Genomic DNA, 20,740 nt, shown 5'->3' on the forward strand with positions numbered 1-20,740 from the left:
CTCCTTTAAAACAAAAGGGCCGCTGAAGGCAAAAGTAAGTGATCAGCAGAAACAGCTTTGCAGTTTAATACCGCTAGGAAATTTTTCTCGCAATCCATTGAACTAAAGAAGTTTCCGCCGCTCAAAGTTACTCCATTCCACTTTAAGGTAATTTGAAATGCAAAAAGCAGCTAAGTTTGTCCCGACCGCTCGTTCCGCCCTGATGTCGTGCGCTAGCGTGGCAGTTCTGTTCGCAGCGTCCAGCAGTGCCATGGCCGCTACCGCCCACATCTATGTCTCGCCCACCGGTTCCGATTCGAACCCGGGTACCCAGGCGAAACCGGTGAAAACGATCACCCGGGCAGACGCTCTGGCCGGTCCTGGCTCGACCATCCACGTTGCCGCTGGTACTTACAAGGTTTCCGCTCCTTCCGCAGGCAGCGCAGGCATCAACACCACCAAGAGTGGCACTGCTTCGGCTCGCATCAAGTTCGTTTCTGACGTGAAATGGGGTGCAAAGATTGTCGTGTCGGGCACCGGCATTACGTGGCATTCGAAAGGCAGCTATGTCGATATCGACGGCTTCGACATCTCCGGCACCGGTCGTCACGGCATCCTGGCTGCCGGTCGTAACCTGACGATCAACAACAACTTCATTCACGACCTGACCATCAGCGGTGGCTGCACCGGCGGCGGCGGCGCGGCGATCGACACCTATGGCCCGGTCGGCAACGTCGTCATCGACCGCAACGTCGTCCGCAACATCGGCTACAAGATGATTGGCAAGTGCAACACCGTGCAAGGCATCTACGTTGCCAATCCCAACAACGTGGTGACCAACAACATCGTCTCGGGCGTCGCTGCAGTCGGCATCACCCAGTGGCACGGTGCGACCGCCTCGACCATTGTCAACAACACCGTCTTCCACAGCAAGGAAGGCATCCTGCTGGGCCAGGGCGACGCCGGCACTACCACCGGTTCGGCCAACAACTATGTTGCCAACAACATCGTGTACGACCACACTACCTACGGCATCGTCGAAGGCGGCAAGATGGCTGGCGGTAACAAATACGTCAACAACCTGGTGTACAAGAGCGGCACCGCAATGCGTGTGAAGAGCGGCACCGCGACCGGCACCATCACCTCGGATCCGCTGTTCGTGAGTTACTCGGCGACCGGCACCGGCAACTACAGGCTGTCGAAGAGCTCGCCGGCAATCGATCGCGGCAACTTGAACAAGGCCCCGAAGGTCGACGCAGCAGGTGTGGCACGTCCGCGCGGCGCCGCCATCGACATCGGCGCATACGAGTACTAATCCACTGCAGCTTACGCCCCGGTTCCGGCCGGGGCGCACCATCCGGGCGTCCCGTGCCGGTACCAGCAAAACTGGTATCGGCCGGGACGCCCTTTTTTGTTCGGCACTCGTCACGGGCGTGATGAGTCCGATCTGACCTCGGCGTGCTTGGCCGAATGCCTGCGTCGCCATCCACCTTTGCACGATCGGCACGATCTGCCGAAGTGCCCTTGTGTTTGCTTGTCGCTTCCGGCTCCGGGCTGGCCGATTCATCGGGGAACGCCATCCTGGTCTCGCTGCGCCTTTTTCGGCGAAAGCACAGGCAAGTGCTGATCGACAGGAACACAAGGTAGCGCAAATGCCCGTTTCCGGTGACTGCTACGCTATCTCTCGCAGGGCGAGTCCCTATCGGCGACGAACGTACCACCGGCTCATTGCATGCAAGGCATCGTGCGCTTCATTCGATCGACGGGCGACCGGTCGACATCCTCGCCGCGTCCACGCCGGAAACAACGCGCCCATCCACATCCCGTCCTGCACGTTTCAATCTTTGAAAGGTTTGTGATGCCGAACATTCAGCCGACCGTGCAGGACAAGACCTTGCTGCATCGGATCTTCGGGTGGCATGTCGTTCCCTGGACGGATGCATTCTGTGCAGCCGTCAGCCGGCTCGACGCTCAACCCCGTACCGTGCTCGAGATCGGCGCGTCGCGGCTCTCCGCGCCTTCGCTGTTTTTCCTGCGGCGCGGCGCCTCGGTCGAAGTTACCTGCTATGCCGAAGAGGAAGCCCCATCCTTGAAGGCGTTTTGTGAACGCATATGCCAGGAACATGGCTTGCCCATCCCGCCCGTGCGGTTGCACGATGCCTTCGCTGCAACGGCGCAAACCTATGATCTGATCATCATGAAAGGCGTCCTTGGCGGCCTCGACCGCCAGCACAAGCTGGATGTCTTCGCCAAGGCCGTCGAACGTTGCCTGGGCAACCTGTCGGAAGACGGTGTACTGGTCGTTCTCGACAAAGGCTGGTGTTCTCCGGCACACAATCTGCTGCTCCAGCGTTTCGGTGATGCGGGTGGCAACAACTGGCATTATTTTTCGCACCGGGAACTCGCATCCCTGTCGGGCCGCGCCAATCCGCCCGACGTGATCTGGAAAGGATTTGCCAGTGCGGGCACCATGCCATCCAGGGCTCTCCAGCGCTTGACGGATTGGCTCGACACGCGCCTGTTCAACAGGTTCCTGACGAGAAGGGGAACAGTGTTTGCTGCCCTGTACAGGAAGAGCCCGATACCCAACACAAAAGACCACGAAGCGAATTCGGTTCATGGGCAGCCAGCCGATACCGGTAGCCAGGTCTCCTGAGCCGTGCGGTCAGTATGCGTCGGGCTGGCCTGCACGGGAAACGAATCCTCGTAAAAGCCCTCGCGCCTTCCTCGCCCCCAGGAACAACGCGCCTGGCCGCATGCCCCGCGACCCAAGCCCTCACCAGGTGTCACCCGCCCGGCGCCGTGCCGCCGGCGTCACCGGTCGATGCCGCGGCGGAGCGAGCAGTCCCGTCTTGTGATTGCATGCGGGGCAAGCCCTCCGCTTTGCCTGTACCTGCCATGGTGCCAGCTCCGCATTGCGTCAAGCAATGCTTTTCAACACCACTGCCGGCACCCGCCGCTCCGACGCGAACAGCACCCGTCTCGTCGGGCACGGACCGCTGTCGCATCGTCGGCTCATCTTCTTTCTGCGTCAGTAAAGCAGCGCAGCCCAGTGCACGTTGAAGACAGGCCGGCGTCCATGTCGCCTCATTGTCCGGTCGACAGAGGCCGGCGCTCGGCCCGCGGGAGGCGGCGCCCGATCAGATGCTGCTTGATCGCGGTGCGGATGCGATACGTACGCGATTCGAACAGCAGGTAGGACAGGTAGGCCGCGACGATCAGCGTCGCCAGCATGCCGAAATACAGTGCCGTGTGCAGCGGGTCGAACGGAGACAGGCGATCAAGGCCGAGATGGGTGTTGCACCAGTAATGCAGGACGCCGATCAGCGGCACGTGCAGCACATACAGGCTGAAAGAAAACTCTGCGAAGAACTTGCCGCCGGCGCCAAGCCGGCGCGCCAGCGTCGACGCCGGCGGCGCGTTGAACTGAAGACTGGACAGCAAGACCAGGTAGAGCAGGGCGCACACCAGGTCTTGCCCGAGCGTCGATAGTTCGAACTCGTCCAGCTCCCCCGTCAGCCGGAAATATGCGGCGCCGGCGAGGACCAGCACCAGCCACGCCCAGCGCACTCCCGAGCCGCACTCGATCCGGATGCGGGAAAAGGCGACGCCGAGCAGCCAGACCACGAAATAGGCGACGATCCCGGCCGGCAGCAGCACGGCGAGCAGCACCAGGGCCGCTGCGCATGCCAGCCGCACGGTCAGGTCGCGCGCGGCGCCGGCAAGCGCCAGCAGGGGGAACAGGACGTAATACCAGGTCTCGTTGGCCAGGCTCCAGAGCGGAAAATTGCCGCCGTAATCAGGCAGCGCGATGCCCTGGAGGCCGAACAGGTTGCCCGCGAAAGTCAGTGCGGAATAGGGATTGTCTGGCGACAGGTTGAAATCCTCGGGATTCGCCAACCCGATGCCGAGCGCGAAGACGAAGGTCAGCAGGAAGGTGGGAATCAGGACGGTCCACAGCCGCGTGGCGCGGTCGATCGCGTAACTGGCCACGGCGTGCGGCGTCCCGATCCGGTTCAGGAGACTCCCGCCGACCAGCCAGCCGCTGATGAAGAAGAACACCAGTACCGCCTGGTGCGCGAAGCCGCTGACGAACGCCAGACCCTGGAACCACAGAGGGGGATCGGCCACGTCGCGGACTGCCGGATACATCGCGGCGCGCAAATGCGCGGTGGCGACGATGAACGCGGCAAGCCCTCGCAGCAGGGAAATCAGGATGGAATGCCAGCACGTTTCGTCGAACTGGCCGTGACCTTGCAGCGTCACGCGGGGCAGGGCTGGCGTGGACATCGTGTCTCCCTTGCTTGTTTGCGGGTGTGATAGCCAGGTATTCGAATAATGTCGGCTAGACAGCGGACGGAAACAACAACTGGTGCACCGTGCACCAGTTGTTGCCGGCACCGAAGCGAACGCGCTGGCGGAAACCGGTCGGCTTGAGAAAGTCGAAACTGTGAGGGAAACGATGAAATAAATAAGTGCAGCTCGTCATCATTTCACGCTCCCCGAATACTGATATGCGAAACGATAACGAGTGATGGGTGGTCGGCTTTGAATCGACGCAAACCCAACGATCTTAATGTGATGAATAGTGGGCTTTAGACGACTAATTGCGGAAAGGGAATTTGCTTTATGAAAGAAGCCTGCCATAAATCTGTCCTGCTATGTCGGATTTTTCTTCCGTCCGTTCATCCATCTCTGTCTACCGTTATTGATTCCAAGATAGTTTTATACGTAAATGAATTCTTTCCCCGACGGTCCTCACGGGTTGATACTCATCAATCCGTTTATGCGCAAAAAGTTGATAATCGGCTAAAAGAAAGTGCAGGCGCTTATGCTGCGCAGGATTTATTTGTGGGTGGACTCAATCGAAAGGTTTGCGACTTCATCCATGTCCAGTCGGCATTTAATTCAATTTGCCGAATTCCATAAACGGCTTGCCTCCTGTTTCCCATTTCTATTGGCAGCGATATCGAAGCCTGCAATCACAGAGTACAGCCGCCGAATATGAATCCATCCTTTCCTGTTTTCTGGAAGCACGCCACGACGGTCCTGACCGGGACCGTCGTGGCCCAGGCCTTGCCCTTGCTCGTCGCGCCGCTCATCACCCGCCTGTGCACACCCGAGGACCTCGGTGAATTCAGCGTCTGGCTGGGTGTCGTCGCCATCGTGTCCACCATCGCCACCTTGCGGCTCGAAGCCGCCATGATCCTGGATCACGACAGCGACGAGCAGCAAACCTGCTTCAGCGTCATCGCCTATTGTTCCACCGTGCTGGCCATCCTGATCACGCTCGTCGTGGCCCTGGCCAGGCTCACCGACTTCCCGCAGACATACAAGATGTCCTGGTTCGGCCTCATGACCATCGGGATCGCCGCCTGGCTGTCCGCCTACAACGCGGCCCTGCTTGCCTACGCCACGTCCTACCGCGCCTTCGGGAAAGCCGCCTGGGCGAAAGTGTTTGGTGCCGGCACCATCGCACTGGGGCAACTCTTGCTGTTGTTGACCGGCGCCGGCGGCGCTGCCCTGCTGGTGGGGCAGATACTCGGCATCACAGTGGGCGTCATGGCCGCGATGGTGCTGCTGTCTCCCCCGCGTCCGCGTCTCGCCCTGTTGCCGACCCGTCCCCAGCGCGACTATCTGAAAAAACACCAGTCGTTCTGGCGTTTCTCCCTGCCGGCCGGCCTGCTGAATACGGCGGCCGGCAAGTTTCCGCTGTTCCTGGTCGGGGCCAAGTACGGCTTGTTCGAAGCCGGATTGTTTGCGCTCACCGAACGGATCCTGACCGCGCCGGTCTCCCTGCTGGCAGCGTCGGTGCTCGAAGTCTTCAAGCGCCAGTCGGTGCATGAATTCCAGACCCAGGGCCATTGCACGGAAGCCTTCCGCAGCACCTTCAAGGCCCTGGTCCTGCTCGGTTGTGGGCCGGCCCTGGTGATCTTCGCTTTCGCCCCCGACCTGTGCGCCTGGGTATTCGGGGAACCCTGGCGCGAAGCGGGGGAGTTCGCGCGCATCCTGGCGCCGCTGTATTTCCTGAACTTCGTCGCCAGTCCGCTGAGCTATGTTTTCTTCGTCGCCGGCAAGCAGAAGGCCGAGCTCGTCTGGCAAGTCGCCCTGTTCGTCACGACGATCAGCATCTTCATTGCGCCGTTGCCCCTGAAACAAGTCCTGCTGCACTACACGATCGCCTATTCGATTCTTTACCTGATCTATCTCCACCTGTCCTATCGCTATGCGCGGAACGCGGCGCCTTCGGCCGCGCAGCTGGGCGAATCGGAACCGGCCGAAGGCGGATGAAACCGGCGACATTACGGACACACATCATGCAAGCGAGCGACATCGCGATCAGCCGGCGAAGCGGGACCATCAGTCCGACGTTCATCGCGCACGCCGCATTCATGCTGCTGTTTCCCGGGTTTTTCTTCTATCAGACCTTGCTGGGCATTGGCGCAATCGGGGCCTATCTCGGTGGCTATTTCACACTGGTAGCGCTGGCCTTGCTACCACCATTGACCTATGCCTTCGTCGTGTCGGCCAAGGCGCACCGCAACTATGTGTCGCAGGTGGATATTTGCCTGGTGTTCCTGGTGGCCTATTATGGGCTAGTCTTGCTGGTTAATTTCTTCGCCGGAAAAGACAGCATGATCGTCGAGCGCTACGTGCAAGTGATCATTTTCTGTTTCGAGACGTACGTCATTTTTCGACTGATCGACCTCGGGAGCCGGTCTTTCCGGAAGATCGTCCTGATCAGCCTCCTGCTCATGTCGGCGATCACCTATTATTTTTCGGTCGGCGGCTTCTTTTTCCTGCAGGCGCTGGGCGAAGCCAAGGATCCGAACAGTCTCGCCACCTACCAGGGATTCGCCCGCTCCTATATCTATACCTACCTGCTCGTGATCGCCACGCTCCGGTTCGTCCTGCTGCGCTACGTCCTCTACGTGGTCGTGACCAGCGCACTGTTCCTGAACGGCGCCCGCAGCGAGTTCTCGGCCGTCCTGTTCCTGATACCCGTCAATGAGCTCTATTTCGCCAGGCACCGGCTGTATGCGGTGTTCACCCTGGTGCTCGCCTCGGTAATCCTGATCGGCGGGGTCGACTACATCGTCGCCAGTTTGCCGGAGAACCGGATCCTGCAGCTGCTCGACTTGTCCCATTCCAGTTCGGCGAACATGCGCGACCGCTTCGCGCACGATGCCCTGCGCACGATATCGGAAAACCCCATCTTCGGCGATTTCGCCAGTTATCCCGACGGCCATTATGCGCACAACATCATCACCACCTGGGTCGACTTCGGCCTGTTCGGTTTCGTGTTTTTTTCCGCGCTGCTGGTCTGGCATGGCGTGTGGCTGCTTCTGAACGGTTTCTTCCGGGCCAAGAAGGATGTCGACTTCGTGCTGGCCTGGTCATTTGTGAGCGTAACCATCTTGTGGGCGCTGACGGCGAAGAACATGCCCGACATGTGCGTCGGCGCGGCGCTCGGCGCCTTTGCCAGGTATCGCTACAAGAAACGCTTTTCGCCCGGCGCGATGTCGTCCGACATGGCGCAGCGCTGACAGGAAGCAGCCATGCGTATTCTCTACATCAACCACTATGCCGGATCGCCGCGCCACGGTATGGAATACCGGCCCTATTATCTCGCGCGCGAATGGGTGCGGGCCGGTCACACGGTGCGGATCGTGGCGTCGAGCCATTCGCATTTGCGCGCCAGGGAACCGGAGCTGGGCTCGCAGCGCCTGCTCGAGGAGACGATCGACGGCATCCGCTATACCTGGCTGCACACCGGCGCCTACCGCGGCAACGGCCTCGCACGGGTGCGCAATATCGGCGCTTTCGTCCGGCGCCTCTACCAGGAGGGCAGGCGGATGGCGCTGGAAGATCCGCCCGACGTCGTGATCGCCTCCAGCACCTACCCGATGGATATCTGGCCGGCGCAGCGCATCGCGCGCATGGCCGGAGCCAGGCTGGTGTTCGAACTGCACGACCTGTGGCCGCTGACCCCGATGGAACTGGGCGGCATGTCGCGGTGGCACCCCTTCATCATGGTCGCACAGGCCGCGGAAAACCACGTCTACCGGCACGCCGACGCCGTGGTCTCGATGCTGCCGAAGGTGCAGGAGCACGTGAGCAGCCGCGGCCTGGCGCCGGAGCGGCTGCACATCGTCCCGAACGGCGTGCAGCCGCAGGACTGGCGCGCCGGCGCCGAACGCCTGGCAGGCCCCGTGGGGCGCGTCCTCACCGACATCGCCGGCGCCGGAAATGCCATCGTGGGCTACGCCGGCAACCATGGGATCTCGAATTCGCTGGACACCCTGCTCGACGCGGCACAGCGCATGCGGGACGAACGCGTCGCTTTCGTCTTGGTGGGCGGTGGACCGGAGAAGGAGCGCCTCAGGCGCCGCGCCGCGGAGCACGGGCTGCGCAAAGTGTATTTCCTCGATCCAGTCGGCAAGGACGACATTCCCGCCCTGCTGCAATGGTTCGATCTTGCCTACATCGGATGGCGGCGCCAGCCGCTGTACCGCTTCGGCATCGCGCCCAACAAGCTCATGGACTACATGATGGCCGGACGGCCGGTGCTGCATGCGGTCGAGGCGGGCAACGACCCGGTGGGCGAGGCGCGCTGCGGCCTGACGGTCGCCTCGGAAGACCCCGACGCCAGCGCCCAGGGCATCCGCACGCTGCTCGCGGCCGGCGCGGACGAGCGCAAGGCAATGGGCGAACGCGGCCGGCAGTTCGTGCTGCAGCACTGTACCTACCCGGTCCTGAGCGAACGCTTCCTGGCCGCCTGCCGGCAGCAGCCGGCCGGGCTGGACCATGCCGCCCCGGTTTCGCAGCACACGCGCTGAGGGGGCCTCATGTCGAGAATGGACAGCTTGCTGAAGAGGATCTTCGATATCGTGACCGCGGCGGCCGGCCTGCTGCTCGCGCTGCCGCTCATCGGGCTGTGCTGGACGATCGCCGCGATCGACACCCGCAGCAACGGCTTCTTCATCCAGAAGCGCATCGGACGGCACGGCCGCGTGATCCACGTCTGCAAGATCAAGACCATGTATCCGGGCGACAGCCGCAGGAGCCCGATCGCATCCCGCAACGCGGCGGTGATCACCGGATCCGGCCGTTTCTTCCGCAAGTACAAGCTAGACGAGCTGCCCCAGCTCTTCAATGTGCTGCTTGGCAGCATGAGCATCGTCGGACCGCGGCCCGACGTGCCCGGTTACGCGGACCGGCTGGAAGGCGGCGACCGGATCATCCTGCAGCTGCGGCCGGGCATCACCGGTCCGGCTTCCATCAAGTACAAGAACGAAGAGGAAATCCTGGCCTCGATGGACGATCCGCTTGCCTACAACGACCAGGTCATCTGGCCGGACAAGGTCAGGCTGAACAAGGAATACATCCGCAACTACTCGCTGCTGCGCGATTTCGGCTACATCCTGCAAACTCTTTTTGGACGAGGACCACATGAGCATCCCTAGCGCCACCTGGCCGCACTATTCCGATGAAGAGGCGAACGCCGTCAAGGACGTGATCCTGTCGAACAAGGTGAATTACTGGACCGGCACCCAGTGCCGAGAGTTCGAACGGGAGTTCGCGGACTGGGTGGGAACGGACTACGCGGTGTCGCTGGCGAACGGCACGCTGGCGCTCGATTGCGCGCTCAAGGCGCTCGGCATCGGCGCCGGGGACGAGGTCATCGTGACGGCGCGCACCTACGTGGCGTCGGCCAGCTGCATCGTCAACGCAGGCGCGGTCCCGGTGTTCGCGGACGTCGACCGCGACAGCCAGAACATCACCGCCGCCGGCATCGCCGCCGTGCTGACGCCGCGCACCCGGGCCGTCATCTGCGTCCACCTGGCCGGACTTCCTTGCGACATGGATCCGATCATGGCGCTCGCCGAGGCGCATGGGCTGTACGTCATCGAAGACTGCGCGCAGGCGCACGGCGCGCGCTACAAGGGGCGCATGGTCGGCAGCATCGGACACATTGGCGCCTGGTCGTTTTGCCAGGACAAGATCATGACCACGGGGGGCGAGGGCGGCATGGTGACCACCAATCAGCGCGACTGGTGGCATGCCATGTGGTCGCGGAAGGACCATGGCAAGTCCTGGGCCGCGATGGTCGAGCGCCAGCACCCGCCCGGCTTTCGCTGGGTGCACGAGTCCTTCGGCAGCAATTGGCGCATGCTCGAGGTCCAGGCCGCAATCGGACGCATCCAGCTGCGGCGCATGCCGGCCTGGAGCGCACAGCGGCGCGCCAATGCGGCGCGCCTGGCTGCCGCCTGCAGCACCATCGAGGCGCTGCGCGTGCCCGCGGTGCCCGGCCATGCCGAACATGCCTGCTACCGTTTCTATGCTTTCGTCGACCCCGCCAGACTCGCGCCGGGCTGGAGCCGCGACCGGATCATGGAAGAAATCTCGGCCCACGGCGTCACCTGCACCACCGGCTCCTGCTCCGAAGTCTATCTCGAGAAGTGCTTCGCCGATGCCGGCTACCAGCCGCCCCGGCGCCTGCCGGTGGCACAGGAGCTGGGAGAGACCAGCCTGATGTTCCTGGTCCATCCGACCCTGGGCGAGGCCGACCTGGCCCGGGCGTGCGGCGCCATCGCGGAAGTCTTTGCACGGGCCCGGCAGCGCGACGATGCTCCCGTCGCTTGTTCGGACTGAAGGCGGCGGTTTCGCTCCGGGACAGCGGCGCCATGCTCTCGTGGATGCAGATCATCGACATCGGCCACACCGCCGTGATGGTGCCGCTGGCCGGCGCCATCGCCGCCTGGCTGGTGCTGGGGCGGGCCTGGAAGCTGGCGGCGTGGTGGTGCCTGATCTTTGCAACGGGCCTGGGCATCGTCGCCGCTTCCAAGATCGCCTATCTCGGCTGGGGCATGCAGATCCCCGCGCTCGGCTTCAAGGCCCTGAGCGGCCATGCCTGGCGCGCCACGGCGGTCCTGCCGGTCCTGTTCTGGGTCGTGTTGCAGGACGCGCCCGCACGCTGGCGCATGCGCGGCGCCTTGCTCGGCGTCCTGCTCGGCGCGGCATTGGCGGGCCTGCTCGTGGTGTTCGGCTTCCACACGGCATCCGAGGTCATCCCCAGTTTCGCCCTGGGGATCGGCGCCGGGCTGGCTTTCCTGCGGGCGGCCGCCTGCGTCCCGGCGCCGGCCATTCGTCCCTGGGTGGTGCCGCTCAGCCTGGCGAGCTTCGTTCTGATCTTCAGCCTGAAACCATCGTCGATCAGCCCCCGCCTGGTCGACGTCGCCCTGTTTTTCTCCGGCCGCGAGGAGCCTTACCGCTGGAAGGACGGCAGCAAGCTCCCGCTGCCGCACAAGCAGCACAAGTCGTGCTAAGAACCTGTCCCGGTAGGGAGTGAGTCGCTTTCGGCGCACTAGGCAAGCGAATGCTGCGTTGCTCGTCGTTGCGTGGCTAGCCACGCGGCCTCTTCGCGCCTTGCCTCCGCTTGCCGTGAATCGCCTCCAGCTTCCCCATCCCTGCCGGGATAGGTTCCAAGAGACACTCCCGGTAGGTGGGAGTCGGGCCAAGCGCCCTTGGCAGGCGTGCACCGCGTTGCTCGTCGCATGGCCAGCCATGCGGCCTGCTCGCGTCTTGCTCACCCCCGCCATGCATATCCCTGAACTGCCCCTGCCTGTCGGGATCGGTCCGAGCGCCGTGCTTTGGACAGTCGACATCGGCGGCGCATCACGCCGTCCGTCGCGCGCGAGCCGTCCCGACGCAGCGGACGTTCGGCGGCCGTGCCGGTAGCTATCAGGAACCGATCGCTCACGTACGAAGCGTGGCCGAAGAGAGGATGCGGCCGACCTTGGTTCGCGGTGTGGGAGCGGAACGTTGGTCGTGATATTGATGTCTCCTGCTACGTGGGCCGGCATCCAGGCGCGCCATTGGAGTGACTCGACAATGCCGCAACACCAGGCGACGGCGATGAGAATCATGGGTGTGCAGGACATCCAGGTAAGCGAAACCTGGTGGGGACTCGGTTTGCCCCTGACGCTCTTGCGATAACGGCGCTACCCGTGGCGAGTCTGACGGCAACGTCAGGGTCTCCCGCCGACCGTTTGTCGACGGGACGCGTGAACGTGACGCCTGCAGCTACGGGCTCGGTCAACAGGACGGTTCGGGGTCACGAAGAGGACGCTGAGCACATGTGCGGACATCCTTGATGGCAGTGATGTGCCACTCTCGGCCGGCGCGCCGGCCTGGCGGCACGTGCGCGCCGAGAAGCCGCATCTCGGATGACCATGGTTCCCGCTGCGGTGACGAACGTACTTGCAGTCCGCCCGGCATCGCCCGCTGCAGCGCCCGGCGGCAAGCCGGAATCAGTTTGCCGCCGTGACGGCCTGCCATGCCCCGAGATGGGCGGGCGCGTCCCGCAGTGCCTGGGATGCGGGCGCCAGTCCCGGCGCCTGGGCTGGCGGGACGGCGCGTGCGCGCATGGCCGGGGAGTTGCGTTTCAGGCGATAGTCGCCGGTGCCGTCGGCCCGGTAGTTGACGAACTCCGGCTCCGCATGGATGGTGCCGCTGACCGTGCCGTGTACCCGCAGTGCTGTGCCGTTGGCATGCACCAGGTTGTCGACATAGTGGTTGTTGGCGCCGACCTTGCCGCTCTCCACGATGCCGAAGGTCATGTTGTCGTAAACGATGTTGTTCGCGACATAGTTGTTTTGCGAACCTTCGGGAAGCACGCCCGAGTCGCCGCCACCGATCAGGATGCCGATCTTGCAGCCGAAGACCGTGTTGTTGACGATGGTCGAATCGGTGGCGCCGTGCCATTGCTGGATGCCGACGGCGGCGACGCCGGACACCACATTGTTGACGACAACATTGTGCGGATTGGCGATATAGATGCCTTGCACGGTCCGGCAGCTGCCGCGCATCGCCACGCCGATATTGCGCACCACATTGCCCTTGATGAGCACATTTCCCGGGCCGCCGTTGGTGTCGATGGCCGCACCCCCGCTGCCGGTGCAGCCGCCGCTGACCGTCAGGTCGTGCACGAAATTATTGGTGATCGTCAGGTTGGCGCCGTCGGCCACGATGCCGTGGCGGCCGGTGCCGCTGATGTCGAAACCCTCGATGTCGACATAGTTTCCTTTGGAACGCCAGGTCATGCCGGTGCCGGAAACGACGAGCTTCGCGCCCCATTTGACGTCCGAGACGAAGCGGATGCGTTCCGTTGCCGTACCGCTGCGCTGGGTCGTGACGCCGGCGCTTTGCGGCCCCGGCGCCGACACTGCGTAGGTCCCCGGCGCCACATGGATCGTGAATCCCGGAGCGGCGGCTTCGTCGGCGCGCGTGATCGTGGAGAAGGGGGCGGATTTGCTGCCGGGGTTGGCGTCATTGCCGTCGGGGCTGACATACAGGTGCTTGCTCGGTGCGCAGGCGCTCAGCAGGATGGCCAGGCCGGCCGCCGCCAGGCGGGCATGCGCGCTGCGGCCGGTGACGGCGCCGTCGCTGGCTGCGCGGGTTCCCGTCTCGCCCTCCGTACCTGCGCTGTGACCTCGCAGCGCCTGGCTTGTGGCGCGTGGATTGCGCAGGCGCGCCGCGAGCAGGCCAGCCGTCTTCCAGAAAAATTCGATCATATCGTTCACGCGTGCATTGACCAGGTCAGTGGATGCCGGCAGGATGGCCGCGACGCACGAAACGGCGCCGCGTCGTCACCGGCAGGAATGGAAAAATCGGGTCGGACGTCATCGACAGGAAGACTCTGCCCCGTATTGCATGAAGGCCGTTTGCGCGCACGCATTGCCGGTTTCGACCGGCACGAAAATGGCGTGCCCGCTGGCGGCGGCGCCCCCCAGCCCGGCGCCCCACCGCATCGATTGCCGCGCACCTGGCCTGCCGCGCAGCAGCGGGCATCATGCGAGGTCGAGCGCAAGCCGCTGCACGATCCGCTCGGCGGCGTCGCCGTCGCCATAGGGGGAGACCGCCTGGCCGGTGCTGCCGAGCGCGGCGCGCAGGGCAGCCAGCACAGGTTCCGCCCCGGTCGGCGGCGCCAGGCGATTCCAGCCCGCATCCAGCAACTCCACCCACTCGGTTTCGTCACGGAAGGTCACGCAGGGCACGCGATGGAAAAACGCTTCCTTCTGTACGCCGCCCGAGTCGGTGGCGACCAGCGCCGCGTACTTTTCCAGCTGCACCATGGCGAGGTAGGCCTGGGGTTCGACCAGTACGAGCGCGCGCTCGAGCGCGTCCAGCCGCCTTGCGCCGGCGAGGATCTGGCGGGTGCGCGGATGCAGCGGCAGGATCACCGGAAGCTCGCTGGAAAAGCGCATGAGCGCATCGAGCAGGACGGCCAGCCGGGCCGGATCGTCGGTGTTCTCGGCGCGGTGGATGGTCGCCAGGCAGTAGGCGCCGGCCCGGATACCGCGCGTGCGGCCCAGTTCCCCGAGGATGCCGCCGCGCGCATCGACCCGGGCGCCGTGGTGCAGGGCGACGTCGTACATGACGTCGCCGACCTGCTCGATCCGGCCGGGCGGCGCGCCTTCGCGCAGCAGGTGGGCGCCGGCGCCGGCGTTGGGAGTGAACAGCCAGTGCGCGATGCGGTCGGTCAGGGTCCGGTTGATTTCTTCCGGCATGCGCGGATTGAAGGAACGCAGCCCCGCTTCGACGTGGGCGACCGGGATGTGCAGCTTGACCGCCGCCAGGGCGCCGGCCAGGGTCGAATTGGTGTCGCCGTAGACCAGCACGGCGTCGGGCCTTTCCTCCAGCAGCAGCGCTTCGATCGCGGCCAGCATGCGCCCGGTCATGTCGCCATGGCGGCCGCCGTGGATCGCGCAATGGTAGGCCGGCGGATCCATGCCGAGCTCGGCGAAGAACACGTCCGACATATTGCTGTCGAAGTGCTGGCCGGTATGCACCACGACTTCACGCAGCCGGGGCGATGCGCGCAGGCGCGCCGAGACGGCGCTGGCCTTGATGAACTGGGGGCGGGCGCCGATCACGGTGACGATTTTTCGCGCGCTGGGATGTGCTGGCATGGCGTACTCCGGTTGCCGGAAGGGGGATGCGTTGCCGGGTTCACCAGATCACGGCTTCGTAGAAGCGCGACAGGTTGGCCTTGGTGTTTTCCGCCCAGTTGGTTTCGACCTGGCGCGGGTGGGTCACCAGGCAGATGCGGTCGTGCTTGTCGAGCATGTCGAAGGGCGAGGCCGGGCAGTAATACTGCGGCGGCGGGCGGTCCGCGATGTACAGGTCGATGTGGTCGAGCAGGGCGGCGTCGTAGGCTTCGCATTCGATGCCGCATTCGCGGCGCAGCGCCTGGTCGGCCAGGATTTCGGCGTTGTTCAGCTTCAGGCGCCGGTTGGCGAAGTCACCGTGGCTGGCGACGGTCCGGATCTTGCGGCCGAACTGGGCTTCGAACCATTTGACGTTGTCGCGGAAGATGTCGCGGATTTCCGGCAGCCGCTGCCGGACCAGCGCGGGGTCTTTCAGCCGGTGCTTCTTGGCGAAGGCGGCCAGCTCCTCGTAGTGGTAGCTGGCTTCGCTGCCGTAGGCTTCGATCTCGCGCATCAGGTCGAAGTCGAGGGTCGACAGGCGGAAGTAGTAGCTGGAGCGGATGCCGTGCTTCTTTTCGATCTCGAACAGCTTGCGTGTGGTGCGCAGGTCGGTGTCGATGTCGTGGCGGTGCACGATGAACTTCTTTCCGGCCACCTGGCCGCTTCGGACCCGGTCGAAGAAGTCGCGCACCGAGGTCTGGACGAAGCCGGCGCCGTGTGCCGCCCGCACCAGCCGTTCGTAGGTGCACAGCCGCGACGGCATGCCGTAGTCGCTGTAGAGACGCTGCAGGAACGCTTTCATTGGAGTGAGTACTTGACGCGATAGGGTTCGAAACCGATCATTTTCTTGAAGGTCTGCAGGCCGGGGCCGGCGCCGAAATACGTGTCGTACATCAGGTAGGTGACGCTGCGCGCGGCGATCAGCTGGCAGACGATCTCGGTTAGCATGAGGTGCATCGCGCCGTCGTTGTTGCGCAGGCCCAGCAGCCGGTCGAATGCCGCGAAATTCCCGAAGAAACCGAGATTACTGTAAGCCGCCACCTTGCCGGCGCTGTTGAGCACACCGAAATACCGGTAGTTTTCCTCGCGCGCGTACCGCGTTTCCTTGACCTGGTAGGCGCCGCCCATTGGCCGGCCCTGGCGTGAATCGAGCGAGGTGTTGATGGCATGCAGGTCGTCGGCGTAGTCGTTGCGGTCGATTTCGGTGACGACGTAGCCGCGGGAGCGCGCCTTCCTAGCATGATGTTCCGCCGAGTTGCGCCCCTTGATGCTCCGCATGTATTCGTCGGGGCTGCCGTAGCGCCGCAGGTCGATCAGGGCCGCGCCCAGCGACTTGTTCTGGAAGATCCGGTATTTCGGGTGCGGCTTGGTGCAATGGTCGTGCATGCGCCGCACTTCACTCGGATTCATGGCCAGGTGGAACTCGAGACTGGCGACCGGGAGCTTTGCAATATCGATTGCGAGATCAAACATGTGCGACAGCTTGCCTGACATGGGATAGCGCTCCATAAAAGTCGGTTAACTTGCGGGCCTGGACCGTCCAGTTGTATTCCTTCAGCACCGCGCGGCGGCCGTTCTCGCCCATCTCCCTGGCCTGCGCCGGATGGGCCGCCAGGTGGTCGATGGCGGCGGCGAGTGCGCCGGGGTCGAGCGGGTCGACGCAGATGCCGCAGCGGTTGCCTTCGACGATCCCGCGCCATAGAGGGAAGTCCGAGGCGATCACCGGGATGCCGGCAGACATGTACTCGAACATCTTGGTCGGGAGCGAATCCAGGTGGTTCGGCAGCGGGTGGAAGGTGACGATGCCGGCCAGCGAGCGTTCCATCACGGCGCGCACGCCGGCGCGGTCGAGCACGCCCAGTTCGTTCACGCGCTGCCATCCGGGATCGGCCCTGACCTCGGCTTCGACCGCGGGTTCCGAGAATTTCCCGACCAGGTTGATGCGCGCCGCGGAGTGCAGTTGGCGGCCGGCGGCCGCCAACTCGCGGATGCCGCGCACCTCGCCGATGCCGCCGACGTAGCAGACCTCCTGGCGCTTGTGCGACCAGGGCGCGGCGTTCTCGAGTTCGCCCACGAGCGGAAAATTGTTGACGTCCACGGTTCCCGGCTTGAACTTGAGGAATTTGTCGCGGATGAAGGGCGTGGCCGCGATGACGCCGTCGAAGCGCGCGCAGGCATAGCGCTCGGCCAGCGCGAAGGCGAGCGCCAGGGCCCGGCGCGTCACCGGGCCGAGGTAGGGCTTGCCCAGCAGTTGCCGCGGCACGTCCTCGTGCGAATCGAAGATGACGGTCTTGCCGCGCCGTTTCAGGGCCAGGCCGACCGGCAGCAGTTCCGGGTCGTGCAGCTGGTAGATGTCGGCGTCCAGGCTGAGCGCCTTGTCGCGGATCCGGCGCGGCGTCACCAGGATGCGCCTGGCGCGCCCGGGCAGGCGGCCGACGTCGGTGATCGTCACACCCTCGCGCCGTTCGTCGCCCTGGTCGTCGGCCACGACCAGGGTGACGTCGTAGCCGTGCGCGGCCAGCGTACGGCACTGCTTGATGAAGATGCGGGTGTCGTTGCGGGGATGGGCCGACGTGAGGTGAACGATCTTGCACATGACATATGCCTCTGCTTGCGCCGCGGCCGCCGCTTGCGCGGCAGGGCCGTACGGCGCGAATTGTTCGACGAGCGGTGCGGGCGATGCCGCGGCCAGGCCACGCCGTGCACGGCCGCGCGACGCCCGCAGCCTTCGTGTTCCGACATGGCGGGATGCGGCAGCGGTGAAACGAGCGGCTGCGCGCGCTGGGCCGCCGGCGCTGGCGGCGCTGCTGTCCCCGGCGACTGCCGTCCTCGGCCCGCTCCCTAGCCCAGCTCCTCCACCGGTTCGATGCTGCCGCCCTGTGTCACGCCGGCCGCGCGCAGCACCGCGTTGGCGACGCGGTGCACGTCGGCCGCCGGCAGGTAAGGACTCAGGGGCAGGCTCAGCACGCGCGCGGCCAGGTCTTCGGAGACCGGGTAGCGTTCGCCGGCGGCCAGGTGGGCGTAGGCGGGCTGCTGGTGGATCGGCAGAGGGTAGTGGACGGCGGTCGGGATGCCGGCGCTGTCGAGGATTTCCCGGACGCGCTCGCGCTCGTCGACCAGCACGGTGTACTGGGCGTAGACGCTGGTGCGGTCGGGCTGGCAGGCGAGGACCGGAACGTGCGGCTGCAGCATCACGTCGTAGGCGGCGGCCACGCGCCGGCGCTGCTCGACTTCCCAGGCGAAGCGTTCCAGCTTCGCCAGCACGATGGCGCATTGCAGCGTGTCCATGCGGCCGCCCACGCCCAGACGCGTGTGCACGTAGCGGCGCGACTGGCCGTGAATGCGGATTTCGCGCATCGCCGTGGCGAGGGCCTCGTCGCTCGTGAAAAGGGCGCCGCCGTCGCCGTAGCAGCCGAGCGGCTTGCTCGGGAAGAAGCTGGTGCAGCCGATGGTCGACAGATTCCCGCTCTGCAGGCCGCGGTAGGTGGCGCCGAAGCTCTGCGCGCCGTCTTCGATCACGGCCAGGCCGTGGCGGTTGGCGATGCGGTTGATGGCGTGCATGTCGGCCGGCTGGCCGTACAGGGACACGGGGATGATGGCGCGGGTGGCCGGCGTGATGCGCGCTGCGATCAGGCGCGCATCGATATTGCCGGTGCCCGGCTCGACGTCCACGAACACCGGGCGGGCGCCGACCAGCAGCACCGCCTCGGCGGTGGCGATGAAGGAAAAGGGCGTGGTGATGACCTCGTGGCCGGGCCCGACGCCCAGCGCCATCAGGGCGATCACCAGCGCCTCGGTGCCGGAGGAGACGGTGACGCAATGGCGTGCGCCGGTGTAGTCGGCCAGGCGCCCCTCGAGTTCGGCCACCTCGGGCCCCATGATGTACTGGCCGTGGTCGAGCACGGCCTGGATGCGGCTGTTGATCAGCTCGCGCGAAGAGTGGTACTGGGATTTCAGGTCGATGAATTGCATAATTTATCCTTGTGCGGGGTGAGCGGCGCGCTGTCGCTCATGTTCCGGTGCATGTGCGGGCTGCGCCGCGTCGTCTGCTGCTTGGTCATTGTCCCCAGGCGCCATGGCGCCGCCGGGGGCGAGGGGCGCACAGGCGCCGCCGCGCAGGACATAGGTTTCGCCGGTATGCGGGCAGCGCGCCTCGCCGTCGCCATCGAGGGGCAGGGCCAGCCGTTCGCCGTAGCGGCTGATCCAGCCGATCCGGCGCGCCGGGACGCCCGCCACCAGCGCGAAGTCCGGGACGTCGCGGTTGACCACGGCGCCCGCCGCCACGAAGGCGTACTCGCCGATCGTCACGCCGCACACCACGGTGGCGTTGGCGCCGATGCTGGCGCCGCGCCGCACCAGGGTGCGGCGGTACTCGTGCTTCTTGACCACCGCCGCGCGCGGGTTGTAGACGTTGGTGAACACCATGCTCGGGCCGCAGAACACCTCGTCTTCCAGGGTGACCGCGTCGTAGATCGAAACATTGTTCTGGACCTTGACGCCGTTCCCGATGCGCACGTCGTTGCCCACGAAAACGTTCTGGCCGAGCGAGCAGTGGGCGCCAATGCGGGCGCCGCCGCAGACGTGGGCAAAGTGCCAGACGCGCGTTCCCGCGCCGAGGACCGCGCCGGCGTCGACAATGGCGCTGGGGTGGATGGGTTGATCCATGGATCAATACTCCAGCGGCAGGGCGACGCGCTTGCCGTCGCGCGCGGAGCGGTAGGCCGCCACCAGCACTTCCAGCGACTTCAGGCCCTCGCGCCCGTCGGTCTCGGGTTCGGCTTCGCCGCGCAGCACCTTGATCACGTTGTCGTAGTAGAGCGGATGGCCGAAGCCGTAGACCGAGGTGGTCTGGTAGCTGGCTTCCTTGACCCGCTCGTCGTCCGGATCCGGGCTGGCGAATTCCCATTGCTGGACTTCGTTGACGGCCACGCCGCCGATGCGCACCGTGCCATGCTCGCCGAGGATGGTGATCGACCCTTCCAGGTTGCGCGGATAGGTCAGCATGGTGACGTTCATGGAGCCGAGCGCCCCGTTGCGCCAGCGCAGGCTGATCACGCCGGTGTCCTCGACCTCGATGTCGCGCGCCAGGGTGGCGGTGTAGGCCTGCAGGCTCTCCACCGGGCCGACGATCCAGTCGATCAGGTCGACGTAGTGGCTGGCCTGGTTCATGAAGGCGCCGCCGTCGAATTCCCAGGTGCCGCGCCACCTGGCGCTGTTGTAGTACTCGTCGGGCCGGGTCCAGAACACGTTCAGGTTGACCATATAGATGCGGCCGAAGCGCTTCTTCTCGACCGCGCTCTTGAGCAGCTGCAGGGTGGCGTTGCGGCGGTTCTGCTTGACCACGAACAGGCGCACCCCGGCCTCGTCGGCCGCCGTCACCATCGCCTTGCCGTCTTCCCAGCGCGTGGCCATCGGCTTTTCGGTGAGGACGTGGCGTCCGGCGCGCGCCACCTGGATCGCCTGCTGCGGATGCAGGCCGGAGGGCGTGGCCAGCACGAAGGCGTCGGCTTCGCACTCGCGCAGCATGCGGTCGAGATTGTTCCAGGCGCGTGCACCGGTGCTGCCGGCCGCTTCTTCGAGGGCGCGCGGGTCGATGTCGCACACGCCGACCAGCTCGCAGCGGTCGTGGTGCTCGCGGATCGCATTCATGTGGTTCTTCGCAATACGGCCGCAGCCGACCAGGGCGAAGCGGATCTTGCGGTCGAGGATGGCAGGGGGGTAGGAACGCATCGTGTTCTCCGGGCTGGCGGATTCGCTGTTCGTCATTC

Annotated in this window: 17 protein-coding genes; 8 read left to right on the forward strand and 9 right to left on the reverse strand. The window is 64.9% G+C overall.

Going from position 1 to position 20,740, the window contains the following annotated elements; genetic code table 11:
* Positions 1–250: 250 nt before the first annotated feature.
* Both LQ564_RS08185 and LQ564_RS08190 read left to right on the forward strand, forming a co-directional pair.
* Positions 251–1,294 carry a right-handed parallel beta-helix repeat-containing protein gene (locus LQ564_RS08185; RefSeq protein ID WP_231057616.1) on the forward strand — a complete coding sequence of 348 codons (1,044 nt, stop codon included), beginning with the start codon at positions 251–253 and terminating at the stop codon, positions 1,292–1,294.
* A gap of 417 nt (positions 1,295–1,711) precedes the next feature.
* Positions 1,712–2,635, forward strand: coding sequence for a class I SAM-dependent methyltransferase (locus tag LQ564_RS08190; protein WP_231057617.1), 924 nt, complete (start codon positions 1,712–1,714; stop codon positions 2,633–2,635).
* A 431-nt stretch (positions 2,636–3,066) separates the two neighbouring features.
* Here LQ564_RS08190 and LQ564_RS08195 read toward each other — a convergent pair whose 3' ends face one another.
* On the reverse strand, positions 3,067–4,269 hold the full coding sequence (locus LQ564_RS08195) for an acyltransferase family protein (RefSeq protein WP_231057618.1): 1,203 nt from the start codon (positions 4,267–4,269) through the stop codon (positions 3,067–3,069).
* Between the two features lie 714 nt (positions 4,270–4,983).
* On the opposite strand from LQ564_RS08195, the gene LQ564_RS08200 reads away from it, so the two are divergent.
* Genes LQ564_RS08200 through LQ564_RS08225 form a run of 6 tightly spaced genes read left to right on the forward strand, consistent with a single transcriptional unit; the run spans position 4,984 to position 11,309 of the window.
* Positions 4,984–6,270 (forward strand): lipopolysaccharide biosynthesis protein, encoded by a 1,287-nt coding sequence (locus tag LQ564_RS08200; protein WP_231057619.1) that lies wholly within the window; start codon positions 4,984–4,986, stop codon positions 6,268–6,270.
* Positions 6,271–6,296: 26 nt separating this feature from the next.
* Positions 6,297–7,526 carry an O-antigen ligase family protein gene (locus LQ564_RS08205; RefSeq protein ID WP_231057620.1) on the forward strand — a complete coding sequence of 410 codons (1,230 nt, stop codon included), beginning with the start codon at positions 6,297–6,299 and terminating at the stop codon, positions 7,524–7,526.
* Positions 7,527–7,538: 12 nt separating this feature from the next.
* Entirely contained in the window at positions 7,539–8,819 is a 1,281-nt protein-coding gene (locus LQ564_RS08210) for a glycosyltransferase family 4 protein (RefSeq protein ID WP_231057621.1), read from the forward strand.
* 27 nt (positions 8,820–8,846) lie between these two features.
* The gene (locus LQ564_RS08215; protein ID WP_272492081.1) at positions 8,847–9,446 is read left to right on the forward strand and encodes a sugar transferase; all 600 of its coding nucleotides are present in this window, start codon (positions 8,847–8,849) and stop codon (positions 9,444–9,446) included.
* Positions 9,433–10,635, forward strand: a complete 1,203-nt coding sequence (locus LQ564_RS08220) for a DegT/DnrJ/EryC1/StrS family aminotransferase (RefSeq protein WP_231057622.1) — start codon at positions 9,433–9,435, stop codon at positions 10,633–10,635. Before LQ564_RS08215 ends, LQ564_RS08220 begins: the two co-directional genes overlap by 14 nt.
* Before the next feature lie 32 nt (positions 10,636–10,667).
* Positions 10,668–11,309: a membrane-associated phospholipid phosphatase gene (locus LQ564_RS08225; RefSeq protein WP_231057623.1), complete on the forward strand. Its 642-nt coding sequence runs from the start codon at positions 10,668–10,670 to the stop codon at positions 11,307–11,309.
* Positions 11,310–12,293: 984 nt separating this feature from the next.
* Here LQ564_RS08225 and LQ564_RS08230 read toward each other — a convergent pair.
* From LQ564_RS08230 to LQ564_RS08265, 8 genes are all read right to left on the reverse strand, one after another.
* Positions 12,294–13,556, reverse strand: coding sequence for a right-handed parallel beta-helix repeat-containing protein (locus tag LQ564_RS08230; protein WP_231057624.1), 1,263 nt, complete (start codon positions 13,554–13,556; stop codon positions 12,294–12,296).
* A 276-nt stretch (positions 13,557–13,832) separates the two neighbouring features.
* The gene (gene wecB, locus LQ564_RS08235; RefSeq protein WP_231057625.1) at positions 13,833–14,954 is read right to left on the reverse strand and encodes a non-hydrolyzing UDP-N-acetylglucosamine 2-epimerase; all 1,122 of its coding nucleotides are present in this window, start codon (positions 14,952–14,954) and stop codon (positions 13,833–13,835) included.
* Positions 14,955–14,994: 40 nt separating this feature from the next.
* The gene (locus tag LQ564_RS08240) at positions 14,995–15,774 is read right to left on the reverse strand and encodes a polysaccharide deacetylase family protein (protein WP_231057626.1); all 780 of its coding nucleotides are present in this window, start codon (positions 15,772–15,774) and stop codon (positions 14,995–14,997) included.
* Complete coding sequence (locus tag LQ564_RS08245; RefSeq protein ID WP_231057627.1) at positions 15,771–16,445, reverse strand: hypothetical protein; 675 nt, start codon at positions 16,443–16,445, stop codon at positions 15,771–15,773. The genes LQ564_RS08240 and LQ564_RS08245 overlap by 4 nt, the downstream gene beginning before the upstream one ends.
* Positions 16,438–17,568: a glycosyltransferase family 4 protein gene (locus LQ564_RS08250; protein ID WP_231057628.1), complete on the reverse strand. Its 1,131-nt coding sequence runs from the start codon at positions 17,566–17,568 to the stop codon at positions 16,438–16,440. The genes LQ564_RS08245 and LQ564_RS08250 overlap by 8 nt, the downstream gene beginning before the upstream one ends.
* Positions 17,569–17,813: 245 nt before the next feature.
* On the reverse strand, positions 17,814–18,944 hold the full coding sequence (locus LQ564_RS08255) for a DegT/DnrJ/EryC1/StrS family aminotransferase (protein WP_231057629.1): 1,131 nt from the start codon (positions 18,942–18,944) through the stop codon (positions 17,814–17,816).
* A gap of 3 nt (positions 18,945–18,947) precedes the next feature.
* Positions 18,948–19,637, reverse strand: a complete 690-nt coding sequence (locus tag LQ564_RS08260; protein ID WP_231057630.1) for an acyltransferase — start codon at positions 19,635–19,637, stop codon at positions 18,948–18,950.
* Between the two features lie 3 nt (positions 19,638–19,640).
* Positions 19,641–20,702: a Gfo/Idh/MocA family protein gene (locus LQ564_RS08265; protein ID WP_231057631.1), complete on the reverse strand. Its 1,062-nt coding sequence runs from the start codon at positions 20,700–20,702 to the stop codon at positions 19,641–19,643.
* Between the last annotated feature and the right edge of the window lie 38 nt (positions 20,703–20,740).

It is taken from the genome of Massilia phyllostachyos (genome assembly GCF_021044825.1).
Taxonomy (GTDB): domain Bacteria; phylum Pseudomonadota; class Gammaproteobacteria; order Burkholderiales; family Burkholderiaceae_D; genus Telluria; species Telluria phyllostachyos.

Coding starts and splice junctions, on each gene's coding strand:
- LQ564_RS08240 (WP_231057626.1), bottom strand. CDS start 15,774: ATGAAAGCGTTCCTGCAGCGTCTCTACAGCGACTACGGCATGCCGTCG.
- LQ564_RS08195 (WP_231057618.1), bottom strand. CDS start 4,269: ATGTCCACGCCAGCCCTGCCCCGCGTGACGCTGCAAGGTCACGGCCAG.
- LQ564_RS08185 (WP_231057616.1), top strand. CDS start 251: ATGGCCGCTACCGCCCACATCTATGTCTCGCCCACCGGTTCCGATTCG.
- LQ564_RS08210 (WP_231057621.1), top strand. CDS start 7,539: ATGCGTATTCTCTACATCAACCACTATGCCGGATCGCCGCGCCACGGT.
- LQ564_RS08225 (WP_231057623.1), top strand. CDS start 10,668: ATGCTCTCGTGGATGCAGATCATCGACATCGGCCACACCGCCGTGATG.
- LQ564_RS08200 (WP_231057619.1), top strand. CDS start 4,984: ATGAATCCATCCTTTCCTGTTTTCTGGAAGCACGCCACGACGGTCCTG.
- LQ564_RS08265 (WP_231057631.1), bottom strand. CDS start 20,702: ATGCGTTCCTACCCCCCTGCCATCCTCGACCGCAAGATCCGCTTCGCC.
- LQ564_RS08190 (WP_231057617.1), top strand. CDS start 1,712: ATGCAAGGCATCGTGCGCTTCATTCGATCGACGGGCGACCGGTCGACA.
- LQ564_RS08260 (WP_231057630.1), bottom strand. CDS start 19,637: ATGGATCAACCCATCCACCCCAGCGCCATTGTCGACGCCGGCGCGGTC.
- wecB (WP_231057625.1), bottom strand. CDS start 14,954: ATGCCAGCACATCCCAGCGCGCGAAAAATCGTCACCGTGATCGGCGCC.
- LQ564_RS08245 (WP_231057627.1), bottom strand. CDS start 16,445: ATGTTTGATCTCGCAATCGATATTGCAAAGCTCCCGGTCGCCAGTCTC.
- LQ564_RS08230 (WP_231057624.1), bottom strand. CDS start 13,556: ATGATCGAATTTTTCTGGAAGACGGCTGGCCTGCTCGCGGCGCGCCTG.
- LQ564_RS08205 (WP_231057620.1), top strand. CDS start 6,297: ATGCAAGCGAGCGACATCGCGATCAGCCGGCGAAGCGGGACCATCAGT.
- LQ564_RS08250 (WP_231057628.1), bottom strand. CDS start 17,568: ATGTGCAAGATCGTTCACCTCACGTCGGCCCATCCCCGCAACGACACC.
- LQ564_RS08220 (WP_231057622.1), top strand. CDS start 9,433: ATGAGCATCCCTAGCGCCACCTGGCCGCACTATTCCGATGAAGAGGCG.
- LQ564_RS08255 (WP_231057629.1), bottom strand. CDS start 18,944: ATGCAATTCATCGACCTGAAATCCCAGTACCACTCTTCGCGCGAGCTG.